Raw genomic sequence first — 18,648 nt, 5'->3', positions numbered from 1 at the left:
CAGCCGAACGGCACTGCGAATTTCGGGTCGCGATCTCGCAGGGCGGTTTGGCTCGTGAACAACAAACACGCCGTCAGCCCAGCGACACCAAATCCGCGACGGAATCACGGGGTAAATCGTCACTGCTGACCGCGGTGATCACGGCTTCGGTGAGCTCGATCGCGCCGCCGTGGTTGTCGAGAAAAGCGGTGTCCGCGGCGTCCCGTCCGGTGGCGATCCGCACCATCGTCTGTCGCGGCGCCAAACAGGTCGCGTCCACCACCCGCCACTGTCCGTCAACCAGCGCTTCGGCCACCGCATGGAAATCCATTGGCTGACAACCGGGTGCATACACCGCGACCAACCGGGCGGGCACGTTGACCGCTCGCAGCAGCGCGACCACCAGATGCGCGTAGTCGCGGCACACGCCGGCACCGGCCAGCAGCGTGTCCGTGGCGCCGTCGATCGGATCACTGGACCCTGGAACGTATTTCAGCCGCGTCCCCACCCAGGACGACACCTTCTCCAGCAGGGTCACCGAGTTGGTGTACTGGCCGAACTCGGTGGCGGCGAAGCCGAAGAACTTGTCCGACTCGGCGTACCGACTGGGGCGCAGATACGTCGAGATGTCGATGTCGTTGACCGGTAGCGGGTCCGCCGTGCCCACGACGGTGGCCTCGTAGTTGACCCGCAGTTCACCGACCCCGACGTCCGCGGTGTGAATCCGGGTGCCGTGCTGCCCGCTGATCTCCCGTAACGAGATCCGCGTGCCGTCCAAAGTGGCCGTCAACGACTCGCTCACTTCCAGCCCCGGCAGGGTTGCGGCGGCGATCTGAAACTCCAGCGACGTCGGATCGGTCACGTTGACCCCCAGGCTCACCCCGACCTCACGCTTCATCGACGCGCCCCCTTTGTTCCGAATTCGTCGCAGCTTCATCGTTTGCAGCCAATCACGCTGCGTCTATACCCGCATCTCGTGGCTCGTCAACCAACGTCGTGCCAGCGAAGAAATTCGCGCATCACCGCGTCGAATTTCTGCGGCTCTTCGATGAACGGCAGGTGGGCGGTGTGCTCAAAGAACTCGAACCGTGAGCCGTCGATGGTTTCGTGCATCGCACGCATGTCGTCCGGGGAACATTCGTCGAACCGGCCCGCAAGCAACAAAGTGGGCAGCGCGATTTCACGCAACCGATCGCGCACGTCCCAGTCCCGGATGGTCCCGACGATATGAAAGTCGCTGGGGCCGAACATCGTTTCGAAGATCTCGGTCCCCATGTTCTGGAATGCCCGATAGAGATCGTCCGGCCAGGGACGTGCGCGGCACAGGAACGTCTCGTTCCAGGTCATGATCGCGGCCTGGTATTCCTCAGCGCTGGTGGTACCGGCCGCCTCGTGACGATCGATCGCGTCCTGTGTCGCCGCGTCCAACTGCGACTTCAGCCGCGTCACGTGCTCGGCGAACCGGGGGATCGAGGCGGTGCTGTTGGAGATGGTCAGGCTGACCGCACCGGAGGGCACGTCGAGCACATACTGCTGGGCCAGCATGCCGCCCCACGAGTTGCCGAAGATGTGGAAAGCGTCCAACCCCAAGGCCCGAATGACGGCGTCCATCTCGGCCACCGAGCGCTCCATCGTCCACAAGGAGCGGTCGTCGGGCCGGTCGGAATTGCCGCAGCCCAACTGATCCCAGAACACGACGGGCCGCTCGTCGGCCAGGCGTTCCAGGGAACTGAGGTAGTAGTGCGGCAGCCCCGGCCCGCCGTGCACCACGAGCAGCGGCAACCCCGGCTTTCCCGGGCTCGTCGGGCCCACCCGCTTGAACCAGACCGTGCCACCGGGCACCTCGATCGTGCTCACCCGACACTTCCTTGCAACTCGCACTCTCGCGGTGAGAGAATAGTGTTCTCGTTTCTTGGTTGCTGAACTGGAGATAGCCCGTGCCCGACGACGTCATCCTAGGTGAGGACACCTCGACGGTCGTCGAGGTTGCCGCCGCCTAGCGTCACCGATGGACGTCTCCGATCTGATTGCCCGAGCGCGCAGCGGCTCGCCGCGGGCCGCGGGCCGGTTGCTGAGCCTGGTCGAAAGCGACCGGCGCGACGAAGTGCTGGCCGTTATCGGACCGTCCACCGATGTACGGGTCATCGGTATCACCGGTCCGCCGGGAGCCGGCAAGTCGACGACAATCGCCGCGCTGGTCGGCGCGTACCGGGAGCAGGGCCGGCGGGTGGCCGTTCTGGCCGTCGACCCCTCGTCACCGTTCAGCGGGGGAGCGTTACTGGGCGATCGCATCCGAATGACCGCGCACATCAACGACTCTGACGTGCTGATCCGCTCGGTGGCCAGTCGGGGACATCTCGGCGGCCTAGCGGCAGCCGTGCCCGCAGCCATCCGGTTGGTCGGCGCCATCGGATACCACGTCGTCCTGCTGGAAACCGTCGGGGTGGGCCAGTCCGAGATCGAGATCGCCGCCGTCGCCGATCCGACGGTCGTCATCCTCAATCCCGGGGCGGGCGACGCGGTGCAGGCCGCGAAGGCGGGCCTTCTGGAAGTCGCCGACGTCGTCGTGGTCAACAAGGCCGACCGCGACGGCGCCGAGCAGACGGTGCGGGATCTGCGGGCGGAAACCGCCGCCCCGATCGTAAGTCTCGTCGCCGCCCGCGGCGACGGCCTGCCGGAGCTGGTGGCCGCGATCGACGCCCACCATCGCGCCGACAGCCGCACCCGCCGGTTGGCCCGCGCCCGAGCGCAGATCCTGTCCCTGGCCCAGACGTTGCTGCGCAACCGGACAGACCTCGACCTGCTCGCCGAGGCGGTGGTGGACGGCCGGGACGACCCGTATACGGCCGCCGCCCGGCTGTTATCTCCTGCGCCGCAACAAGACTGAGCTTCTACTAATTAAGCAGCCCCTGGCGCATCGCTTCGGCCACAGCGGCGGCGCGGTCACTGACACCGAGCTTTTCGTAGAGGCGCTGCACATGGGTCTTGACGGTGGACGGTGCCACATAGAGCTCGCCGGCGATCGCCGGAATGCTCTGGCCCTGCGCGATTCGGTTGAGCACCTCGCGTTCGCGCGCGCTGAGCACCGGAGCGCTGGGTGCGGCGCGCTGGCGGATTTCGCCGGCCAGACCGCCGACAAGTGCGGGCGCCACCACGTCACGGCCCTCGGCGCAATCGAGTACCGCTTTGACGATCTCGGTGCGGGTCGAATCCTTCAACAAGAATCCGGCGGCGCCCTGCTGCAGAGCCTGGTACACGATCGCCGACTCGTCGTGCGCGGAAATCAGCAATACCCGGGTGGGTAAGTCGTTGCTACGCACCGCCGCCGCCACCTGCGCGCCGTCCATCTTCGGCATGCGGTAGTCCAGCAGGGCGACGTCCGGCAAATGCTCCTTGATCAACTCGAGGGCGGCCGAACCGTCATCCGCCTCGCCGACGACGTTCACCGAACCGCTCAGCGAAAGCGCGCGCACCACACCCTCACGGAACAGCGGGTGATCATCGCCGACCACCACCCGCACTTTCTCAGGCGTCCCCGCGCCGACCATGGCGAAAGTGTAGCGGCTGCCGGCAAAGGCTCACCGGATCCGGTGAGTACGGTGGTTCCGTGGCGACCAGTGACGTCGAACTGGACCGGGTGCGTCGGGTGCACCAGCTGCGGTCTTACCGAATAGCCTCGGTACTCCGGATCGGCGTCGCGGGACTGATGATCGCGGCCATGCTCATCGGCACTCGGCGGTCCGAGTGGGCGCAGCAAAGCATTTTGATCGGCGTCTACGCGTTTACCGCGGTGTGTTCGTTGGTGTTGGCGTACGGCCCGTCGCGCCGGCGGATCGGCATGGGGTCATTGGACGAGATGCGCCGGCTGGAGCCGTTCGCCTTCACCGCGATCGACGTGGTGGCGCTGACGGGATACCAATTGCTGTCCACCGACGGCATTTACCCCCTGCTGATCATGACGCTGCTGCCGGTGCTGGTCGGCCTTGACGTCTCCACCCGGCGGGCCGCGGTGGTGCTGGCGTTCACCCTGGTCGGTTTTGCGCTCGCGGTGGTCCAGGACCCCGTGATGGTCCGCACGATCGGCTGGCCCGAGGCCGTCTTCCGGTTCGCGTTGTATGCGTTCCTGTGCGGGACCGCGCTGGTGGTGGTGCGCATCGAGGAGCGGCACGCGCGTTCGATCGCCGGGTTGAGCGCGTTGCGCGAGGAGTTGCTGGCGCAGACGATGACGGCCTCGGAGGAGTTGCAGCGCCGGATCTCCGAATCCATTCATGACGGAGCCCTACAGGACGTGCTGGTCGCCCGCCAGGAGCTGATCGAATTGCAGAGCGACGCCCCCGACGACGAGCGGGTGAACCGCGCGTTGGCGGGGTTGCAGAGCGCCTCGGAACGGTTGCGCCAGGCCACTTTCGAGCTGCATCCCGCGGTTCTCGAGCAGGTCGGGCTGGGTGCCGCGGTTCAGCAGTTGGCCGGTTTCACCGCCGCCCGCTCGGGCATCGAAATCAGCACCGACATCGACTATCCGATCCGCGACGACATCGATCCGATCGTGTTCGGTGTGGTCCGCGAGTTGTTGTCCAACGTGGTCCGGCACGCCCGCGCCGAACACGCATCGGTCAGCCTGCAGATCAACGGTGCGAGTTGTGTGCTGGACGTGGCCGATGACGGTGTGGGGGTCAACGACGACACGATGGCGCGACGGCTGGGAGAGGGGCACATCGGACTCGCCTCGCACCGTGCCCGCGTCGACGCCGCCGGCGGCACTTTCCTCTTCCTCCCTGCCCCGGCCGGCACGCACGTACGCGTGCAGTTGCCGATCAGGGTTTGACGGACTCGCCGGTGGCCGCCGCGTAGCCGGCGCGGTACCCGAATACCATTGCCGGGCCGATGGTTCCGCCGGCACCGCCGTATGCCCGGCCGGTGGCCCCGGCCATCGCGTTGCCCGCGGCGAACAACCCGGCGATGGGTTTACCGTTGACGTGCAGCACCCGGCCGTCGCGGTCGGTCCGCGGGCCGCCCTTGGTGCCCATTGCGCCGATGTGGACCGGCACCGCGTAGTAGGGGGCGGTGTCGATGGGGCCCAACGTCTTTCCGGCCGGGGTGGTGGCGCGGTCGTCGCCCCAGTAGCCGTCGTAGGCGCTGGAGCCGCGACCGAAGTCGGGATCGGCGCCGGCGGCGACATTGCGGTTCCACTGCTCGACGGTACGGGCCAGACCGGCCGCGTCGATGCCTGTCTTGGCGGCCAGCTCAGCGAGGTCGGCCGACTCGCAGAACCAGTCCGGCACCGGTTCGCCCGGCGCGATACCGAGAAATCCGTAGTTGCGTAGATGAATTGCGTCGAACACCATCCAGCCGCGGTCGTTGACGTAGCCGCCGCGCGGATCGAGATAGTGGAATGCACCGGCCATCGAGTTGTAGTCACATGCCTCGTTGACGAACCGACGGCCGGCCCGGTTGACGATGATGCTGCGCGGACGGGTCCGTTCCAGCCGCACACTGCGGCTGCGCTGCCTGCCCTCGATGGTGTCGTTCGGGATCCGCACGATGGGCACCCACCACGCCTCACCCATGTTCGCCAGGTCCGCACCCAGCGCCATCGCCATGCGCAACCCGTCGCCGGTGTTGTTGGGCGGCGACACTGCGCCGTGCATGGGCCCGCGCAGAAAGGCTTGCACCAGAACGGAATCCCACTCGAATCCGCCGGTGCCCAGGATGACCCCGCGGCGCGCGCGGATGTTCATGCTCGCCTCGGGCCCGGCGATCCGGACTCCCGCGACACCCTCGGAGTCGACGATGATTTCGGTGGCGCGCGAGTGGGTGCACAGCGTCACCCCCAGGTCCAGCAGACCCTTCAGCAGACCGGCGATCAGCGCCGTACCGGCGACACAAAGGTCTCCGGCGCGCTCCACCTCGGCGTGCAGCCGGGCCCGGGTTTCCGCGTCGAATCCGACGTTGGACCAGTCGGCGGGGAACGCGGTGATGCGGGTGGCCCAGTCGCCGAGCTGGCCGAGGTCGAACGGCGCCGCGCTCAGCGAACGACCACCGGTCGGCTGCCCGCCTGGCAACTCGGGCTGGTAGTCGGGGAAGCCGGTGGCTACCTCGAACCGCAGTCCGCTGTGGTCCTCGACGAAGTCCAGCATCGACGGGCCGGTCCGCACGAACGTGTCCACGAGTGCGTCGTCCATCGAGCCGAACGACTGCGCGCGCAGATACTGCAAGGCATCCTCAACCGTCAATTCCCGGTCCGGACAACGGTTGTGGGCCGGGATCCAAGCGATGCCGCCGGAGACGGCGGTGGTTCCGCCGACGGTGCCCGCCTTTTCGTACACCTGGACCGTGACGCCGGCGGCCGCGGCGGTGAGCGCGGCCGTCAGACCGGCGGCACCGCTACCGAGTACCACGACGTCGTATTCCTGATCCCAGTCAGTCAAAGGCATGGTCCTTTCAGCTCAAGACCGCGGACAACCGCGCTGCGGCCCGGATGACGGCGTCCTTGCCACGCATCACCACGTCTTCCCGATGCGAGATCAGGTTGATGCACGTCGGCGGCGAGGGCGCCGGGCGATGCACCGGCACCGCGAGGCCATAGGTGTTCGGTTCGATTTCACCGTGTGTGGTGATCCAGCCGCGCTGGCGGGCTTCGGTGACCAGGTCGCGCTCGGCCGGCCGCGGCGGCATGCTCGCCAGCAGCGCAACCCCGGCCGCACCGCGATCCAGCGGGTAGCGGCTGCCCTCGTGGAAGGCGAGTTGGTAGGCGACCTGAGTCGGCACGATCACCGCGATGGCGACCTGCTCCTCGCCCTCGGCCACCAGCAACGACACGGTGGTGCCCAGTTCGTCGGCCAGCGCCCGCAGTGTCGGCAGGCAAAGTTGGCGCACGTTGTGGTCGAACGAAGCGCCCAGCGTGGCGAGCCCGGCGGCCGGCCGATACCGGCCGTCCTCACCCTTGGATACCAAGCGGAATTGGGCCAGTGTGGTCAGCAGCCGGTACGCAATGGTGCGGTGCACTCCCACCTGGTCAGCGACTTCCTGCATGGTGAGCCCGGTCGAGGAGGCCGCGACCAATTGCAGCGCGGTGAGTCCCCTGGCCAGCGTCTGCGAACCCGTCACGGTCTTGACAGACCCCGGGGCGAGAGCCAAGCTCTATATATAACGCACATCAATGTGCGATATTAGCACACAAGATGATCCGAAAACGAGAACCGGATTTCCGGCGAGAAGGAACCGTGACGGAGTTCGAGAGCGTCTGGAGCGACCTGCAGGGCGTTGAGTTTTCCCAGGGTTACCTCAACGCGGGCGGCGTGCGGACCCGCTACCTGCGCGCCGGCGAACCGGGCAAGCCGGTGCTGGTGTTGCTGCACGGATCCGGTGGTCACGCCGAGGCCTACGTGCGGAACCTGGCCGCGCACGCCGAGCACTTCTGGACGTGGTCGATCGACATGCTGGGGCACGGATACACCGACAAACCCGGCCACCCGCTGGAGATCCGGCACTATGTCGAGCACCTGATGGCCGTGGTGCGCAGCATCGGGGCCGACCGGATCAGACTCAGTGGCGAGTCGCTGGGCGGCTGGGTCGCCGCGCGTGCCGCGGTCGACCATCCGGACGTCATTGACCGGCTCGTGCTCAACACCGCCGGTGGCTCGCAGGCCGACCCGGTGGTGATGAAACGCATCATCACGTTATCGATGGCCGCCGTGGAGAACCCGACCTGGGAGACCGTGCAGGCACGCATCAAATGGTTGATGGCCGATAAGTCCAAGGACTACGACGACCTGGTCGCCAGCCGGCAACGCATTTACCGCCAGCCCGGCTTCGTCGCGGCGATGCGCGACATCATGGCGCTGCAGGATCCGGAGGTCCGGGCCCGAAACCTGTTGGGCCCGGAGGAGTACGGTTCGATCACCGCGCCCACCCTGGTCCTGTGGACGAGTGACGACCCCACCGCCGATGTGCCCGAGGGCCGCCGCATCGCCTCGATGATTCCCGGGGCGCGGTTCGAGCTCATGCCCGGTTGCGGTCACTGGCCCCAGTACGAAGACGCCAAGACCTTCAACCGGTTGCACCTCGACTTCCTGCTGGGGCGCTGATGGCCGGCCCGGGCTTCGACGTGGTCGTCGTCGGCGCCGGCCCCGTCGGCCTGACGTTGGCCAACATTCTTGGCCTGCAGGGTATTCGGACACTCGTGGTGGACGAGCGGTCCACGCTCATCGACTATCCCCGCGGGGTCGGCCTGGACGACGAGGCGTTGCGCACCTTCCAGTCGATCGGATTGGTCGACAACGTGCTGCCGCACACGGTTCCAAATCAGATCCTGCGTTTCTACGACGCCAAGCGCCGGGTGCTCGCCGAAATGGCACCGCCCGACGCGCGATTCGGCTGGCCCAAGCGCAACGGCTTCGTGCAGCCGTTGGTCGACGCCGAATTGCTACGCGGGCTGGACAGATTCGACCACGTGCAGGTGTGGTGGAACCGTCCGATGGCCTCCTGCACCCAGGACGCCGACACGGTGACCGTAACGCTCGGCGGCACCGAGGACACCGCCACAGTGCGCGCGCGGTATGTGGTGGGCTGCGACGGCGGCCGCAGCATGACCCGCGGCATGATGGGCGTTTCCTTCGACGGCACCACGTCGCCGACCCGGTGGCTGGTGGTCGACATCGCCAACGATCCGCTGGGCCACCCGAACAGCGAGGTGGGCGCGGACCCGCAGCGCCCGTACGCGTCGATATCGATTGCGCACGGAATTCGCCGTTTCGAGTTTATGATTCACGCCCACGAGACAGATGAGCAAGCCGAGGACCCGGCGTTTCTGAGGCAGATGCTGGCGCGGATGGTGCCGCATCCGGATCGCGTCGAGGTGATCCGGCGGCGGGTCTACACCCACCACTCGCGGATCGCCGGAGCCTTCCGTGCCGGCCGGATGCTGCTCGCGGGAGACGCGGCCCACCTGATGCCGGTGTGGCAGGGACAGGGCTACAACAGCGGCATTCGGGACGCCGCCAATCTGGGCTGGAAGCTCGCAGCGGTGGTCAGCGGCCGGGCCGGTGACGCGCTGCTGGACACCTATGATGTCGAGCGGCGCAAACATGCCCGCGCCATGATCGACCTGTCGACGATGGTGGGCCGGGTCATCTCTCCGACCAACCGCAGGGTGGCCGGGGCGCGTGATGTGCTCATCCGATCCGCGTCGATCCTGCCGTCGCTCAAGCGGTACGTGCTGGAGATGCGGTTCAAACCGATGCCTCGCTACGAGCACGGTGCCGTCGTGCATGACCGGCCGCAATCACCGGCTGGGACGTTGTTCGTGCAGCCCCGGGTCGATACGCGGACTCAGCAGAACATCCTGCTCGACGACGTGCTGGGCCCGTGGTTCGCGGTGATGTGCTGGAACAACAACCCGCGCCAGATCCTCGGCGAGCAGGCGTTCGCGCAGTGGAAAGCCCTGGGCGCACGTTTCTTTGCGCTGCGACCGCTGACGCAGCTGCACTGGTCCGGCCAGGACGATGCCGATGTGGTCATCATCGGCGATCGCTCCGGGGGGCTCAAAGCATGGTTCGACGGCCACCAGGAATCGGTGGTGTTCCTGCGCCCGGATCGCTGCATCGCCGGCGCCTGTATCGCCCAGCGGTCGCCCGAATTGAGCGCGGCGCTGATCGATGCTTTGACACTGACACCGGAGGGGGGTGAAATCGACAGTGCCACTGGCTCTTTGCTGTATGTCGCACAGCCCGCTACTGAATCTACCGGGGCCGCCGCGGGATCTGCTTGACGACGTCGACGCCGCGATCACGCAGGCGCGGGAATTCGTCACCGCGTACGACCCGGAACTCGTCGTCATTTTCGCCCCCGATCACTACAACGGATTCTTCTACAAGGTGATGCCGCCGTTCTGTATCGGCATGCAGGCCAATGGCGTCGGTGACTACGGCACTCACGCCGGCCCACTCGATGTTGCCCAGGACATCGCCGAAGCCTGCGCCACGGCCGTCCTTGCCGAAGGAGTGGACGTTGCGGTATCGGCCAGCATGGACGTCGACCACGGCACCGTTCAGCCTTTGGAGAAGTTGCTGGGCGCGGCGACAGCTCGTCCGGTGCTACCGATCTTCGTCAACGCTGTCGCCGCACCGTTGGGGCCGCTGCATCGGTGCCGCGCACTGGGCAGCGCGGTCGGCAACTTCCTGGCCACCCTCGAACGCAGGGTACTGGTGATCGGATCCGGTGGCCTGTCGCACAGCCCCCCGGTGCCCACCCTGGCCACCGCCGCCCCAGCCGTGCTCGAGCGGATCGTGCACGGTCGGCCGATGACCACCGAACAGCGCCAGTCCCGGCAGGCGCAGGTGATCGAGGCCGCCAAGGAGTTCGCCGAGGGCACCGGTGCGTTGCAGGCCCTCAACCCGGCCTGGGACCAGCGGTTCCTGGATATCGTCGACAGCGGCCACCTGGCCGATCTGGATCGCTGGTCGAATGCCTTCGTCACCCACGAGGGCGGCAGTTCCGCGCACGAAATCCGCACCTGGATCGCGGCTTTCGCGGCGCTGGCGACGGCCGGGCCATACCGGACCACGGTGCGCTACTACCGGCAGGCGGCGGCCCTGATCGCCGGGTTCGCCGTCCGGACGGCGGTGCCCGCCGAATGACCGCCGCAGCCGGCTTCGACCGGATCGTCGATGTGCTCATCGTCGGATCCGGCGCGGGCGGCATGACCGCGGCCCTCACGGCGGCCGCCGCCGGCCTGGACGTACTGGTCATCGAGAAGTCCCCGCGGTTCGGTGGTTCCACCGCGCTGTCCGGCGGCGGCATCTGGGTGCCGGGCGCACCGGCCCAGCGCAGGGCGGGCTACTCGCCCGACGCCGAAGCGGTCGTGCAGTACCTGCGGCAGATCACCGACGGGTTGGTCAGCGATGCCCGACTCCGGCAGTACGCCGAGTCGGCGCCGCGGATGCTGGAGTTCCTGGAAGGCCTCAGCCCGTGGCTCGAATTCGTCTGGAAGCCGGGCTATGCCGACTACTACCCGGAACTGCCGGGCGGATCCGAACTCGGCAGCACCATCAACGTTCCGCCCATCGACCTCCGCCGGCTCGGCGACGACGAAGACAAGCTGCTGCAGCCGCTGGCGCTGGCGCCGAAGGGAATCTGGCTGGGCCCCATGGAACTGCGGTCCTTCTACCGGATCCGGCAGTCCTGGGCCGGTAAGGCCGTACTGGTGAAGCTGATCTCTCGCATGGTCCGGGCCAGGGTGTTCGGTGAGCGGATCGCCGCCATCGGGCAGTCACTGGCCGCCAGGCTGCGGCTGGCGATGCGCGATGGCGGCGTGCCGCTGTGGCTGAACACACCGATGACCGAATTGCTCGCCGACGCCGACGGATCGGTGGTCGGGGCACTGGTGGAACGCGACGGCACGCAGCTGCGGATCGGTACCCGGCGGGGGGTCATCCTGGCCTCCGGCGGCTTCGACCACGACATGGCATGGCGCAAAGAACATCAGCCGGTGGTGGACCAGGATTGGAGCTTCGGGAACCCGGCCGCCACCGGCGACGGTATCCGCGCCGGTCAGCGGGTGGGTGCCGGCACCGACCTGCTCGACGAGGCGTGGTGGTTTCCGGCCATCCAATGGCCGGACGGGCGAATGCAATTCATGCTCAACGAGCGGATGATGCCCGCGCAGTTCATCGTCAACGGCGAGGGGAAGCGGTTCATCAACGAGGCGGCACCGTACATGGACTTCGGCCACGCGATGATCGAGGGCCAGAAGACCGGCGCGACGCATATCCCGTGTTGGCTCATCACCGACCACCGATCGTTCAACCGCTATGTCGTCGGCGGCCACCTGCCGATACCCAAGATCCCCGGCGCCCCAGTGCCCACCGGGCGCAAGGTACCCAAGGCCTGGCTGGACTCCGGTGTCGTCAAGGCCGCGTCGACGTGGGAGGAGCTGGCCGCGAAGATAGCTGTTCCGGCGCAACAACTCCGGGCGACTGCCACGCGCTTCAACGAACTCGCCCGCCAGGGCCACGATGACGACTTCTGTCGTGGGGACAGCGTTTACGACAACTACTACGGCGATCCGACGCTGCCCAACCCCAACCTGTATCCGGTCGGCGGCCCACCGTACTACGCCTTCCGTGTGGTGCTGGGCGATCTCGGCACCTCCGGCGGCTTGCGTACCGACGAATTCGCCCGCGTGCTGCGCGCCGACGACACCGTGATACCCGGACTCTATGCGGTGGGCAATGTCTCCGCGCCGGTGATGGGCCGCAGCTATGCCGGTGCCGGCGCGACCATCGGGCCGGCCATGACCTTCGGCTTTGTCGCGGCGAATCACGCGGCGAAATACCTTGCCGCACATGACGCCGCGCTCGACGCAACCCCAGACCCCGAATACTCCTAGGAGGTAACGATGAAGATTTCGCTGTTCTACGAGTTTGCGCTGCCGCGCCCGTGGGTGCCCGACGACGAACGCCAGATGCTGCAGGACTGCCTGGACGAGGTCGAGGCGGCGGACAAGGCCGGTTTCTCCACTGTGTGGCTTACCGAGCACCACTTCCTTGAGGAGTACTGCCATTCCACCGCGCCGGAGATCTTTCTGGCCGCGGCCAGCCAGCGCACCAAGAACATTCGGTTGGGATTCGGCATCATGCATCTTCCGCCCGCTGTCAATCACCCGGCCCGGGTGGCCGAGCGGATCGCCACCCTGGACCTGCTGTCCAACGGGCGGGTCGAATTCGGCACCGGCGAATCGTCTTCGGTTGGCGAACTCGGCGGATTCAACATCGATCCCGCCGACAAGCGTGCGCAGTGGGAGGAGGCACTGGAGGTCTCCATCCGGTGCATGATCGAGGAGCCGTTTTCGGGGTTCAAGGGCGAACACATCCAGATGCCGGCCCGAAACGTCATTCCCAAGCCGCTGCAGAAGCCACACCCTCCGGTCTGGGTGGCGTGTACCCGCCCGGCCAGCGTGCAGATGGCGGCCCAGAAGGCGATCGGCGCACTGAGTTTCGCCTACACCGGGCCCGGGCCGCTGACCGAGCGGGTGAACGGCTACTACAAGGAATTCGAGGAGAACGGCGTCCCCGTCACGCCCGCAATCAACCCGAACATCCTGGCCATCGGCGGGGACCTGTCGATGATGGTGGCCAAGTCCGATGACCTTGCGCTGCAACGCCTCGGCCAGGGCGGCGGGTTCTTCTCCTTCGGAATCATGCACTACTACATGACCGGTGTGCACACCCCGGGCCGCACCGGCGTCTGGGAACGCTATCTCGAGGAGGTCGAGAAGGACCCGACGCTGGCCTATGGGCCGGGGCGGGGCGCGATCGGGTCACCGGCCACCGTGCGCGAATTCCTGCGCGGTTACGAGGAAAGCGGTGTAGACGAGATCATCTTGCTGCTCAACCCGCGCAGTCACGAGGGCACCATGGAATCCATCGAGTTGATGGGCAAAGAGGTGCTGCCCGAGTTCATCGAGCGGGACGAAAAGGCGGTTGCCGACAAGGCCGCACGGCTGGCGCCGGTGATCGAAAAGGTGGAGGCGCGCCGGCCCGAATCCACGGTGCCGCCGTTCGACGAGAACTATTCGTTCGGTGGGTTGCCGACCGGGCGGGGCGGTAAGTTCACCGCCAGCGAGATCCCGGAGGCGATGGCCGAGATCAACGAGGGCCGGGTACAGGCGGCGCAGCGACTGAAGGAGCAGGGCAAGTGACGAAAGATCGGCTTGCGCGGGAGAGCGGTTGACCCGATACGAGGAGCTGTGGCGCTACGACGGCCGTCGTGCCGTGGTGACCGGATGCGCCTCGGGCATCGGCGCACACCTGGTCTCCGGGTTGACCGAGCTGGGTGCCGAAGTGGTGGGACTGGACCAACGGCGACCCGCGGTCGAGCTCAACGCTTTTCACGAAGTCGACCTGGCCGACCCGGCATCGATCGACCAAGCCGTCGCAGCCGTCGCGGGGCCCGTCGACGCGTTGTTCAACGTCGCAGGCGTCTCCTCGGGAGTCGGTGACCCGCAGCTTGTCCTCACCGTCAACTTCCTCGGCTTGCGCCACCTGACCGAGGCGGTGATCCCCACGATGAGCGCGGGATCGTCGATCGTCAGCGTGTCCTCACTGGCCGCGGCCGGCTACCGCGAACACCTGCGCGACATCGCCCCGCTGCTGCGCACCGCGACGATGCAGGAAGGCGCCGAATGGGCGCAGCGCCACCCGGACACGTTGGGTACCGGCTATCAACTGGCCAAGGAAGCGGTCATCCTCTACACCATGCGAAGTGCCGCCGCACTCGGTGCGCGCGGCATCCGGATCAATTGCAGCGGCCCGGGCGTCACCGAAACACCGATCCTGGACCAGCTCCGGACCGCGTACGGGCCGGCATTTCTCGACGACATCCCCAAGCCACTGGGCCGGGTGTCCGATCCGGCGGAACAGGCCGCCGTGCTGCTGTTCTTGAATAGCGCCGCCGCAAGCTATATTTCCGGCCAAGTCGTCTGGGTCGACGGCGGGAACGTCGGTGCCGCCATCGCCCGTGAACTCGAGGAGGCCTGATGGCCACGATGGCTGATTTTCGCCGGGTCGCCAAGGACGTCAGCAACTGGGGCCGATGGGGCAATGACGACGAACTCGGCACCCTGAACTTCATCACCCCCGAGAAGGTGCGGCAGGCGGCAGGCCTGGTGCGCCACGGCAAGGTCTTCCCACTGGGTGTGGACTTCGGATCGTCGGGACCCCAAGGGGCCTTTGGCTTCCGGCACAATCCGGTGCACGTGATGACAGTCGACGGGGGAGACGCGAACTCCCTGCTGCAGTACGGGCCCGGGTGGGAGAAGAATCCGACCGCGGCCCAGCTGAGCGGTTACCTCGCCGACAATCCGTTCCGCTTCAACGACGACATGATCATCATGCCGCTGCAGGCCGCCACGCAGTGGGATGCGTTGTCCCACGTGTACTACGAGGACCGGCTCTACAACGGGTTCCCGGCCGATTCGGTGACCAGCCTGGGCGCATTCCACTGCGGCATCGACAAGGTCGACGTCAAAGGCATCGCGTCCCGTGGTGTGCTGCTCGACCTGGTGCGCCATCGGGGCGCCGAGGTGTTCCTCGAACACGGCAACCCGATCACCCCGGAGGAGCTGGACGACGTCGTCCGCGCGCAGGGCGTGACGATCGAGAGCGGCGACATCGTGCTGGTCCGAACCGGCTGGTGGACAAGGTTTCTGCTTACCGGTGACAAGGTGGAGCCCTATTCCGGCTTGGATTGGCGCTGCGCGCAATGGTTGCACGACCACGACGTCGCCGCCGTCGCGTCCGACAACCTGCAGGTCGAGGATCCGGTGTCCGACGTCGAAGGTCTGTTCCTGCCTTTCCACCTCCTCTGCCTGCGGGACATGGGTCTGATGCTCGGCGAGTATTGGGACCTGACCGCGCTTGCCGCCGATTGCGCCGCGGACGGCGTCTACGAATTCCAGTTGATAGCACCGCCGTTGCGGTTCACCGGTGCGGTGGGTTCGCCGGTGAATCCGATCGCGATCAAGTGATGGAGATACAGCTCAGGACCACCGAGGTCGACGGCCTGACCACCAGCTACCTGGAGGCCGGCGAGGGTGACCCGGTGGTGCTGTTGCACGGCGGTGAGTTCGGCGCCAGCGCCGAATTGGGCTGGGAGCGAACGATACCCGCGCTCGCTGCGCGCTACCGGGTGCTGGCGCCGGATCAGCTCGGCTTCGGCCAGTCGGCCAAGGTCATCGACTTCGTCAACAGCAGGGCGATGCGGATCCGGCATGTCGCCCGGTTCTGCCAGCTGCTCGGTGTCTCGTCGGCGCACTTCGCCGGCAACTCGATGGGTGCCATCAATCTGCTGACGGACATGACGTCGGATGCGCCGCTGTTGCCGGTGCGCAGCATGGCGATCATCTGCGGTGGCGGGGAGATTCAGCAGAACCACCACTTCGATGCCTTGCAGCAGTATGACGCCACGTTGCCGGCGATGCGCAACATCGTCGAGGCGCTGTTCTACGACGCCTCGTATCCGGCCGACGAGGACTATGTGTGGCGCCGCTACGCGTCCAGCACCGCCCCGGGTGCGTGGGAAGCGGTGGCGGCAGCCAGGTTCCGGCGCCCCAACGCCGCTCCGCCGGCGACGCCGTCAAGCGCGCGTCCGTACCACCGGATCGGGGTGCCGACGCTGGTGGTCGAGGGCGGCGGCGACAAACTGCTTCCGCCGGGCTGGGCCGCGCAGATTGCCGACCAGATCGACGGGGCGCGTTCGGTGGTGGTTCCCCGTGCCGGCCACTGCCCGCAGATCGAACAGGCCGCGGTGGTCAACGAGCTGCTGCTGGACTTCTTCGGCGGCTGAAGAGCTCCACATGGGGGCCGGGGGTTCGCCGAGATTGAAGAATTGCAGCAGAAGTGCGAGTGCGGACCTGCAGGGTTTCAGTCTCGGCAATCGACCGTCAGAAGACGTAGTCCAGCCGGGTCATCATGCCCGCTTCCTGGTGATAGGTGTTGTGACAGTGCATCACCCACGTCCCTGGATTGTCGGCGATCAGCACCGCCCGTAGCTTGCGCTTGGGCAGCACGATGACGGTGTCCTTACGGGCACCGAGGGTGCCATCACTGTTGATCACCTGAAAAGTGTGTCCGTGCAAGTGGATCGGGTGCCACATCATCGTGGTGTTGTCGAAGGTGAGGGTCGGGTGTTCACCTTCGCGCACATGCAGCGGTCTGGTCCTGCTGTACGGCTCGCCGTTGATGGTCCAGTCGTACTTGGCCATCGTGCCGCCGAGCACCACCGGCAGGTCGAGGTTGGGCTCGGGGCGACCCAGGTTGACAGACGTCGTCGCGGTGAACATGTCGACCACGCCGACCCGTTTGTTCAGTTCGTCCGGCCTGAACTGCGGGTCGGGCGGACTGCCCTTGCCGGTGACCAACAAGGCGCGCGCCAGCGCGTTCTTACCTTCGGCGGATGCGACCAACGGGAAGACGCCGTCGGCCGCCGTCACCAGGACGTCGTAGCGTTCGGCCATCCCGATCAGCAGAGCGTCGACCTGAGCGGGGACCACGGGATAGCCGTCGGTGTGGGTGACCGTCATCGTGTGTCCCGCCAATGCGACACGGAACGCGGTGTCGGACGCGACGTTGATGATGCGGATCCGGATGCGCTGCCGGGGCTTGGCGTTGAATGTGGTGGCCGCCTCGGGAATTCGCCCGTTGATCAAGTAGTACGGGTAGGCGATGTCACCGGCGTCACCACCGAGCAGGTCGCTGGTACCGACCTCACCCGTTCCGCCCATCCCCGGCATTTCGGGCATCCTGTTCGTCGGGCTTGCCGAAGTAGTCGTCGTGCTGGGCGCACTCGTCGTTGTCGTCGTGGTTGTCGTCGGGGTGCTGGTGCTGGTGCTGCTGCTGGTGCTGGTGGACGTCGACGTTGTGGTGGTGGGCGGGGGAGGCTGCATCGTCGGCTTGTTGGGATCGACGAGCCCGTCGTAGAGCTGTTGTGGGGACTTACCGACACCGTCGGTCCAGTCATCAAGGACGACAATCCATTCGGCATCGTAGCGGCCCGGCTCGGTCGGATCGTCGATGATGAAGGGCAGATAAAGCCCCTTGTCCGCGGACAAGCCGGTGTGCGGGTGGGCCCAGTAGGTGCCCGCATTCGGCACCGAGAACCGGTAGGTGAAGTCCGCTCCGGCGGGGATGTTCGGGGTGGCGGGTTCGGCGCCGTCCATGTCGTTGCGCAGCGCGATGCCGTGCCAGTGCACCGACGTCGGGCGATCGAGCTTGTTGGTCACCGAGACCACGACCTCGTCGCCGACGGTCGCGCGAATCAGCGGGCCCGGGACGGCGTCGCCGTAGGCGAACGTGTCCACGATCCGTCCACCGATGTCGACCCGTGCGGGTTGGGGTGTCAGCGTGGTGGTCACCGTCCGTCCACTGTGCGGACGCTCGGCCTCGGTCGCCGCGATTGCGGCCGCCATGGGGGACATCTGCGTCTTGTGGCCGCAGGCGGCCAGCGCGAATCCGCCGGCGATACCGGCGGCGAGGAAGCCGCGCCTGTTGAAGCGAACGCTGCCTGAGGGGTAACCGCTGGGCGGCTGCGCCGGCATGGACTGCTCCTCGTCTACGTCGATTCGTCGAACCAAACGCCTTCCACCCTGCTCAGCGCGGCAGCATACCGCAACCCGAACGGCGGGGACGGCTCCGCCGGAACACCCTTTACACTATACCCATAGGGGGTATACAGTGTCCGGCATGAACCTGCGTCGCCGATCGATGCGAATGGTGGTTCTTGCCGCCGTTTCCTGGTTGGTGGCGGTGGTGGTCGTCCAGTGCTGGTTGCCGCATGTTCAGCACGGCGCGCCGCATACCCCGCATCCGTTGGCGGCCGCGGTAGGCGGTGAGTTCACGGTCAACGCCGATCACGCGCACTTCTCCGACAACTCGACACCGCCGTGCCAACTGGACATGGTGGCCGTTCCGCTATCACGTTCGAATGCAACAATATTCACCCCTGCGTCGGTAGTGCCGGTTGCGGGTCTCGTGGCCGCGCACGCTCACCCGGCGGAGTCGACGGGACGCGCGCCGCCCCGGGCGCTGGATTCCTCCACCTGCGGACAGGACTTGCTGACCCGCTACTGCCTGGCTCGTCGCTGAGTGGTCAGCGCCACGCCGTGGCGGCAAT

At 66.8% G+C, this 18,648-nt stretch carries 17 protein-coding genes; 11 read left to right on the top strand and 6 right to left on the bottom strand.

Annotated elements, in window-relative coordinates:
• Nucleotides 1-73: 73 nt before the first annotated feature.
• On the bottom strand, nt 74-877 hold the full coding sequence (locus tag A5645_RS04920; RefSeq protein ID WP_065128647.1) for a transglutaminase-like domain-containing protein: 804 nt from the start codon (nt 875-877) through the stop codon (nt 74-76).
• Nucleotides 878-963: 86 nt separating this feature from the next.
• Entirely contained in the window at nt 964-1,836 is an 873-nt protein-coding gene (locus A5645_RS04915; RefSeq protein ID WP_065128645.1) for a proline iminopeptidase-family hydrolase, read from the bottom strand.
• A gap of 151 nt (nt 1,837-1,987) precedes the next feature.
• On the opposite strand from A5645_RS04915, the gene meaB reads away from it, so the two are divergent.
• Nucleotides 1,988-2,866 (top strand): methylmalonyl Co-A mutase-associated GTPase MeaB, encoded by an 879-nt coding sequence (meaB, locus tag A5645_RS04910; protein WP_065128644.1) that lies wholly within the window; start codon nt 1,988-1,990, stop codon nt 2,864-2,866.
• Nucleotides 2,867-2,873: 7 nt separating this feature from the next.
• Here meaB and A5645_RS04905 read toward each other — a convergent pair whose 3' ends face one another.
• Complete coding sequence (locus A5645_RS04905) at nt 2,874-3,527, bottom strand: response regulator (protein ID WP_065119042.1); 654 nt, start codon at nt 3,525-3,527, stop codon at nt 2,874-2,876.
• Nucleotides 3,528-3,586: 59 nt separating this feature from the next.
• Between A5645_RS04905 and A5645_RS04900 the strand changes: the two genes are divergently transcribed.
• The gene (locus tag A5645_RS04900; protein ID WP_065128643.1) at nt 3,587-4,804 is read left to right on the top strand and encodes a sensor histidine kinase; all 1,218 of its coding nucleotides are present in this window, start codon (nt 3,587-3,589) and stop codon (nt 4,802-4,804) included.
• Here A5645_RS04900 and A5645_RS04895 read toward each other — a convergent pair.
• Nucleotides 4,794-6,413: an FAD-dependent oxidoreductase gene (locus A5645_RS04895; RefSeq protein ID WP_065128642.1), complete on the bottom strand. Its 1,620-nt coding sequence runs from the start codon at nt 6,411-6,413 to the stop codon at nt 4,794-4,796. The two genes, A5645_RS04900 and A5645_RS04895, sit on opposite strands and share 11 nt — an antisense overlap.
• A 7-nt stretch (nt 6,414-6,420) precedes the next feature.
• Nucleotides 6,421-7,086, bottom strand: coding sequence for an IclR family transcriptional regulator (locus tag A5645_RS04890; protein WP_155767854.1), 666 nt, complete (start codon nt 7,084-7,086; stop codon nt 6,421-6,423).
• 116 nt (nt 7,087-7,202) lie between these two features.
• Here A5645_RS04890 and A5645_RS04885 point away from each other — a divergent pair, with 116 nt between their 5' ends.
• Genes A5645_RS04885 through A5645_RS04850 form a run of 8 tightly spaced genes read left to right on the top strand, consistent with a single transcriptional unit; the run spans nt 7,203 to nt 16,323 of the window.
• Entirely contained in the window at nt 7,203-8,066 is an 864-nt protein-coding gene (locus A5645_RS04885) for an alpha/beta fold hydrolase (protein ID WP_065128729.1), read from the top strand.
• Nucleotides 8,066-9,748, top strand: coding sequence for a bifunctional 3-(3-hydroxy-phenyl)propionate/3-hydroxycinnamic acid hydroxylase (locus A5645_RS04880; RefSeq protein WP_065128640.1), 1,683 nt, complete (start codon nt 8,066-8,068; stop codon nt 9,746-9,748). The genes A5645_RS04885 and A5645_RS04880 overlap by 1 nt, the downstream gene beginning before the upstream one ends.
• Nucleotides 9,696-10,616: a 3-carboxyethylcatechol 2,3-dioxygenase gene (locus tag A5645_RS04875; protein ID WP_065128639.1), complete on the top strand. Its 921-nt coding sequence runs from the start codon at nt 9,696-9,698 to the stop codon at nt 10,614-10,616. Before A5645_RS04880 ends, A5645_RS04875 begins: the two co-directional genes overlap by 53 nt.
• Nucleotides 10,613-12,367: an FAD-binding protein gene (locus A5645_RS04870; RefSeq protein ID WP_065128638.1), complete on the top strand. Its 1,755-nt coding sequence runs from the start codon at nt 10,613-10,615 to the stop codon at nt 12,365-12,367. Before A5645_RS04875 ends, A5645_RS04870 begins: the two co-directional genes overlap by 4 nt.
• A 9-nt stretch (nt 12,368-12,376) precedes the next feature.
• Entirely contained in the window at nt 12,377-13,678 is a 1,302-nt protein-coding gene (locus A5645_RS04865; RefSeq protein WP_065036714.1) for an LLM class flavin-dependent oxidoreductase, read from the top strand.
• A gap of 28 nt (nt 13,679-13,706) precedes the next feature.
• Nucleotides 13,707-14,516: a coniferyl-alcohol dehydrogenase gene (locus tag A5645_RS04860; RefSeq protein ID WP_065036715.1), complete on the top strand. Its 810-nt coding sequence runs from the start codon at nt 13,707-13,709 to the stop codon at nt 14,514-14,516.
• Nucleotides 14,516-15,505 carry a cyclase family protein gene (locus A5645_RS04855; RefSeq protein ID WP_065128637.1) on the top strand — a complete coding sequence of 330 codons (990 nt, stop codon included), beginning with the start codon at nt 14,516-14,518 and terminating at the stop codon, nt 15,503-15,505. The genes A5645_RS04860 and A5645_RS04855 overlap by 1 nt, the downstream gene beginning before the upstream one ends.
• Nucleotides 15,505-16,323, top strand: coding sequence for an alpha/beta fold hydrolase (locus A5645_RS04850; protein ID WP_065128636.1), 819 nt, complete (start codon nt 15,505-15,507; stop codon nt 16,321-16,323). Before A5645_RS04855 ends, A5645_RS04850 begins: the two co-directional genes overlap by 1 nt.
• Nucleotides 16,324-16,420: 97 nt before the next feature.
• Here the strand turns inward: A5645_RS04850 and A5645_RS04845 are convergent, their stop codons facing one another.
• Nucleotides 16,421-18,073 (bottom strand): multicopper oxidase family protein, encoded by a 1,653-nt coding sequence (locus A5645_RS04845; protein ID WP_065128635.1) that lies wholly within the window; start codon nt 18,071-18,073, stop codon nt 16,421-16,423.
• A gap of 145 nt (nt 18,074-18,218) precedes the next feature.
• Here A5645_RS04845 and lpqS point away from each other — a divergent pair, with 145 nt between their 5' ends.
• Nucleotides 18,219-18,620, top strand: coding sequence for a putative copper homeostasis (lipo)protein LpqS (gene lpqS / locus A5645_RS04840; RefSeq protein WP_065128634.1), 402 nt, complete (start codon nt 18,219-18,221; stop codon nt 18,618-18,620).
• Nucleotides 18,621-18,648 lie beyond the last annotated feature (28 nt).

This window comes from Mycobacterium asiaticum (genome assembly GCF_001673635.1).
In the GTDB taxonomy this organism is placed as follows: Bacteria; Actinomycetota; Actinomycetes; order Mycobacteriales; family Mycobacteriaceae; genus Mycobacterium; species Mycobacterium asiaticum_C.
This window is presented reverse-complemented; position numbering and strand designations above follow the sequence as displayed.

Excerpts from the sequence above, each read along its gene's own strand:
- A5645_RS04845 (WP_065128635.1), bottom strand. The coding sequence starts at position 18,073 with ATGCCGGCGCAGCCGCCCAGCGGTTACCCCTCAGGCAGCGTTCGCTTC.
- meaB (WP_065128644.1), top strand. The coding sequence starts at position 1,988 with ATGGACGTCTCCGATCTGATTGCCCGAGCGCGCAGCGGCTCGCCGCGG.
- A5645_RS04865 (WP_065036714.1), top strand. The coding sequence starts at position 12,377 with ATGAAGATTTCGCTGTTCTACGAGTTTGCGCTGCCGCGCCCGTGGGTG.
- A5645_RS04870 (WP_065128638.1), top strand. The coding sequence starts at position 10,613 with ATGACCGCCGCAGCCGGCTTCGACCGGATCGTCGATGTGCTCATCGTC.
- A5645_RS04855 (WP_065128637.1), top strand. The coding sequence starts at position 14,516 with ATGGCCACGATGGCTGATTTTCGCCGGGTCGCCAAGGACGTCAGCAAC.
- A5645_RS04905 (WP_065119042.1), bottom strand. The coding sequence starts at position 3,527 with ATGGTCGGCGCGGGGACGCCTGAGAAAGTGCGGGTGGTGGTCGGCGAT.
- A5645_RS04880 (WP_065128640.1), top strand. The coding sequence starts at position 8,066 with ATGGCCGGCCCGGGCTTCGACGTGGTCGTCGTCGGCGCCGGCCCCGTC.
- A5645_RS04895 (WP_065128642.1), bottom strand. The coding sequence starts at position 6,413 with ATGCCTTTGACTGACTGGGATCAGGAATACGACGTCGTGGTACTCGGT.
- A5645_RS04850 (WP_065128636.1), top strand. The coding sequence starts at position 15,505 with ATGGAGATACAGCTCAGGACCACCGAGGTCGACGGCCTGACCACCAGC.
- A5645_RS04920 (WP_065128647.1), bottom strand. The coding sequence starts at position 877 with ATGAAGCGTGAGGTCGGGGTGAGCCTGGGGGTCAACGTGACCGATCCG.
- A5645_RS04875 (WP_065128639.1), top strand. The coding sequence starts at position 9,696 with ATGTCGCACAGCCCGCTACTGAATCTACCGGGGCCGCCGCGGGATCTG.
- lpqS (WP_065128634.1), top strand. The coding sequence starts at position 18,219 with ATGAACCTGCGTCGCCGATCGATGCGAATGGTGGTTCTTGCCGCCGTT.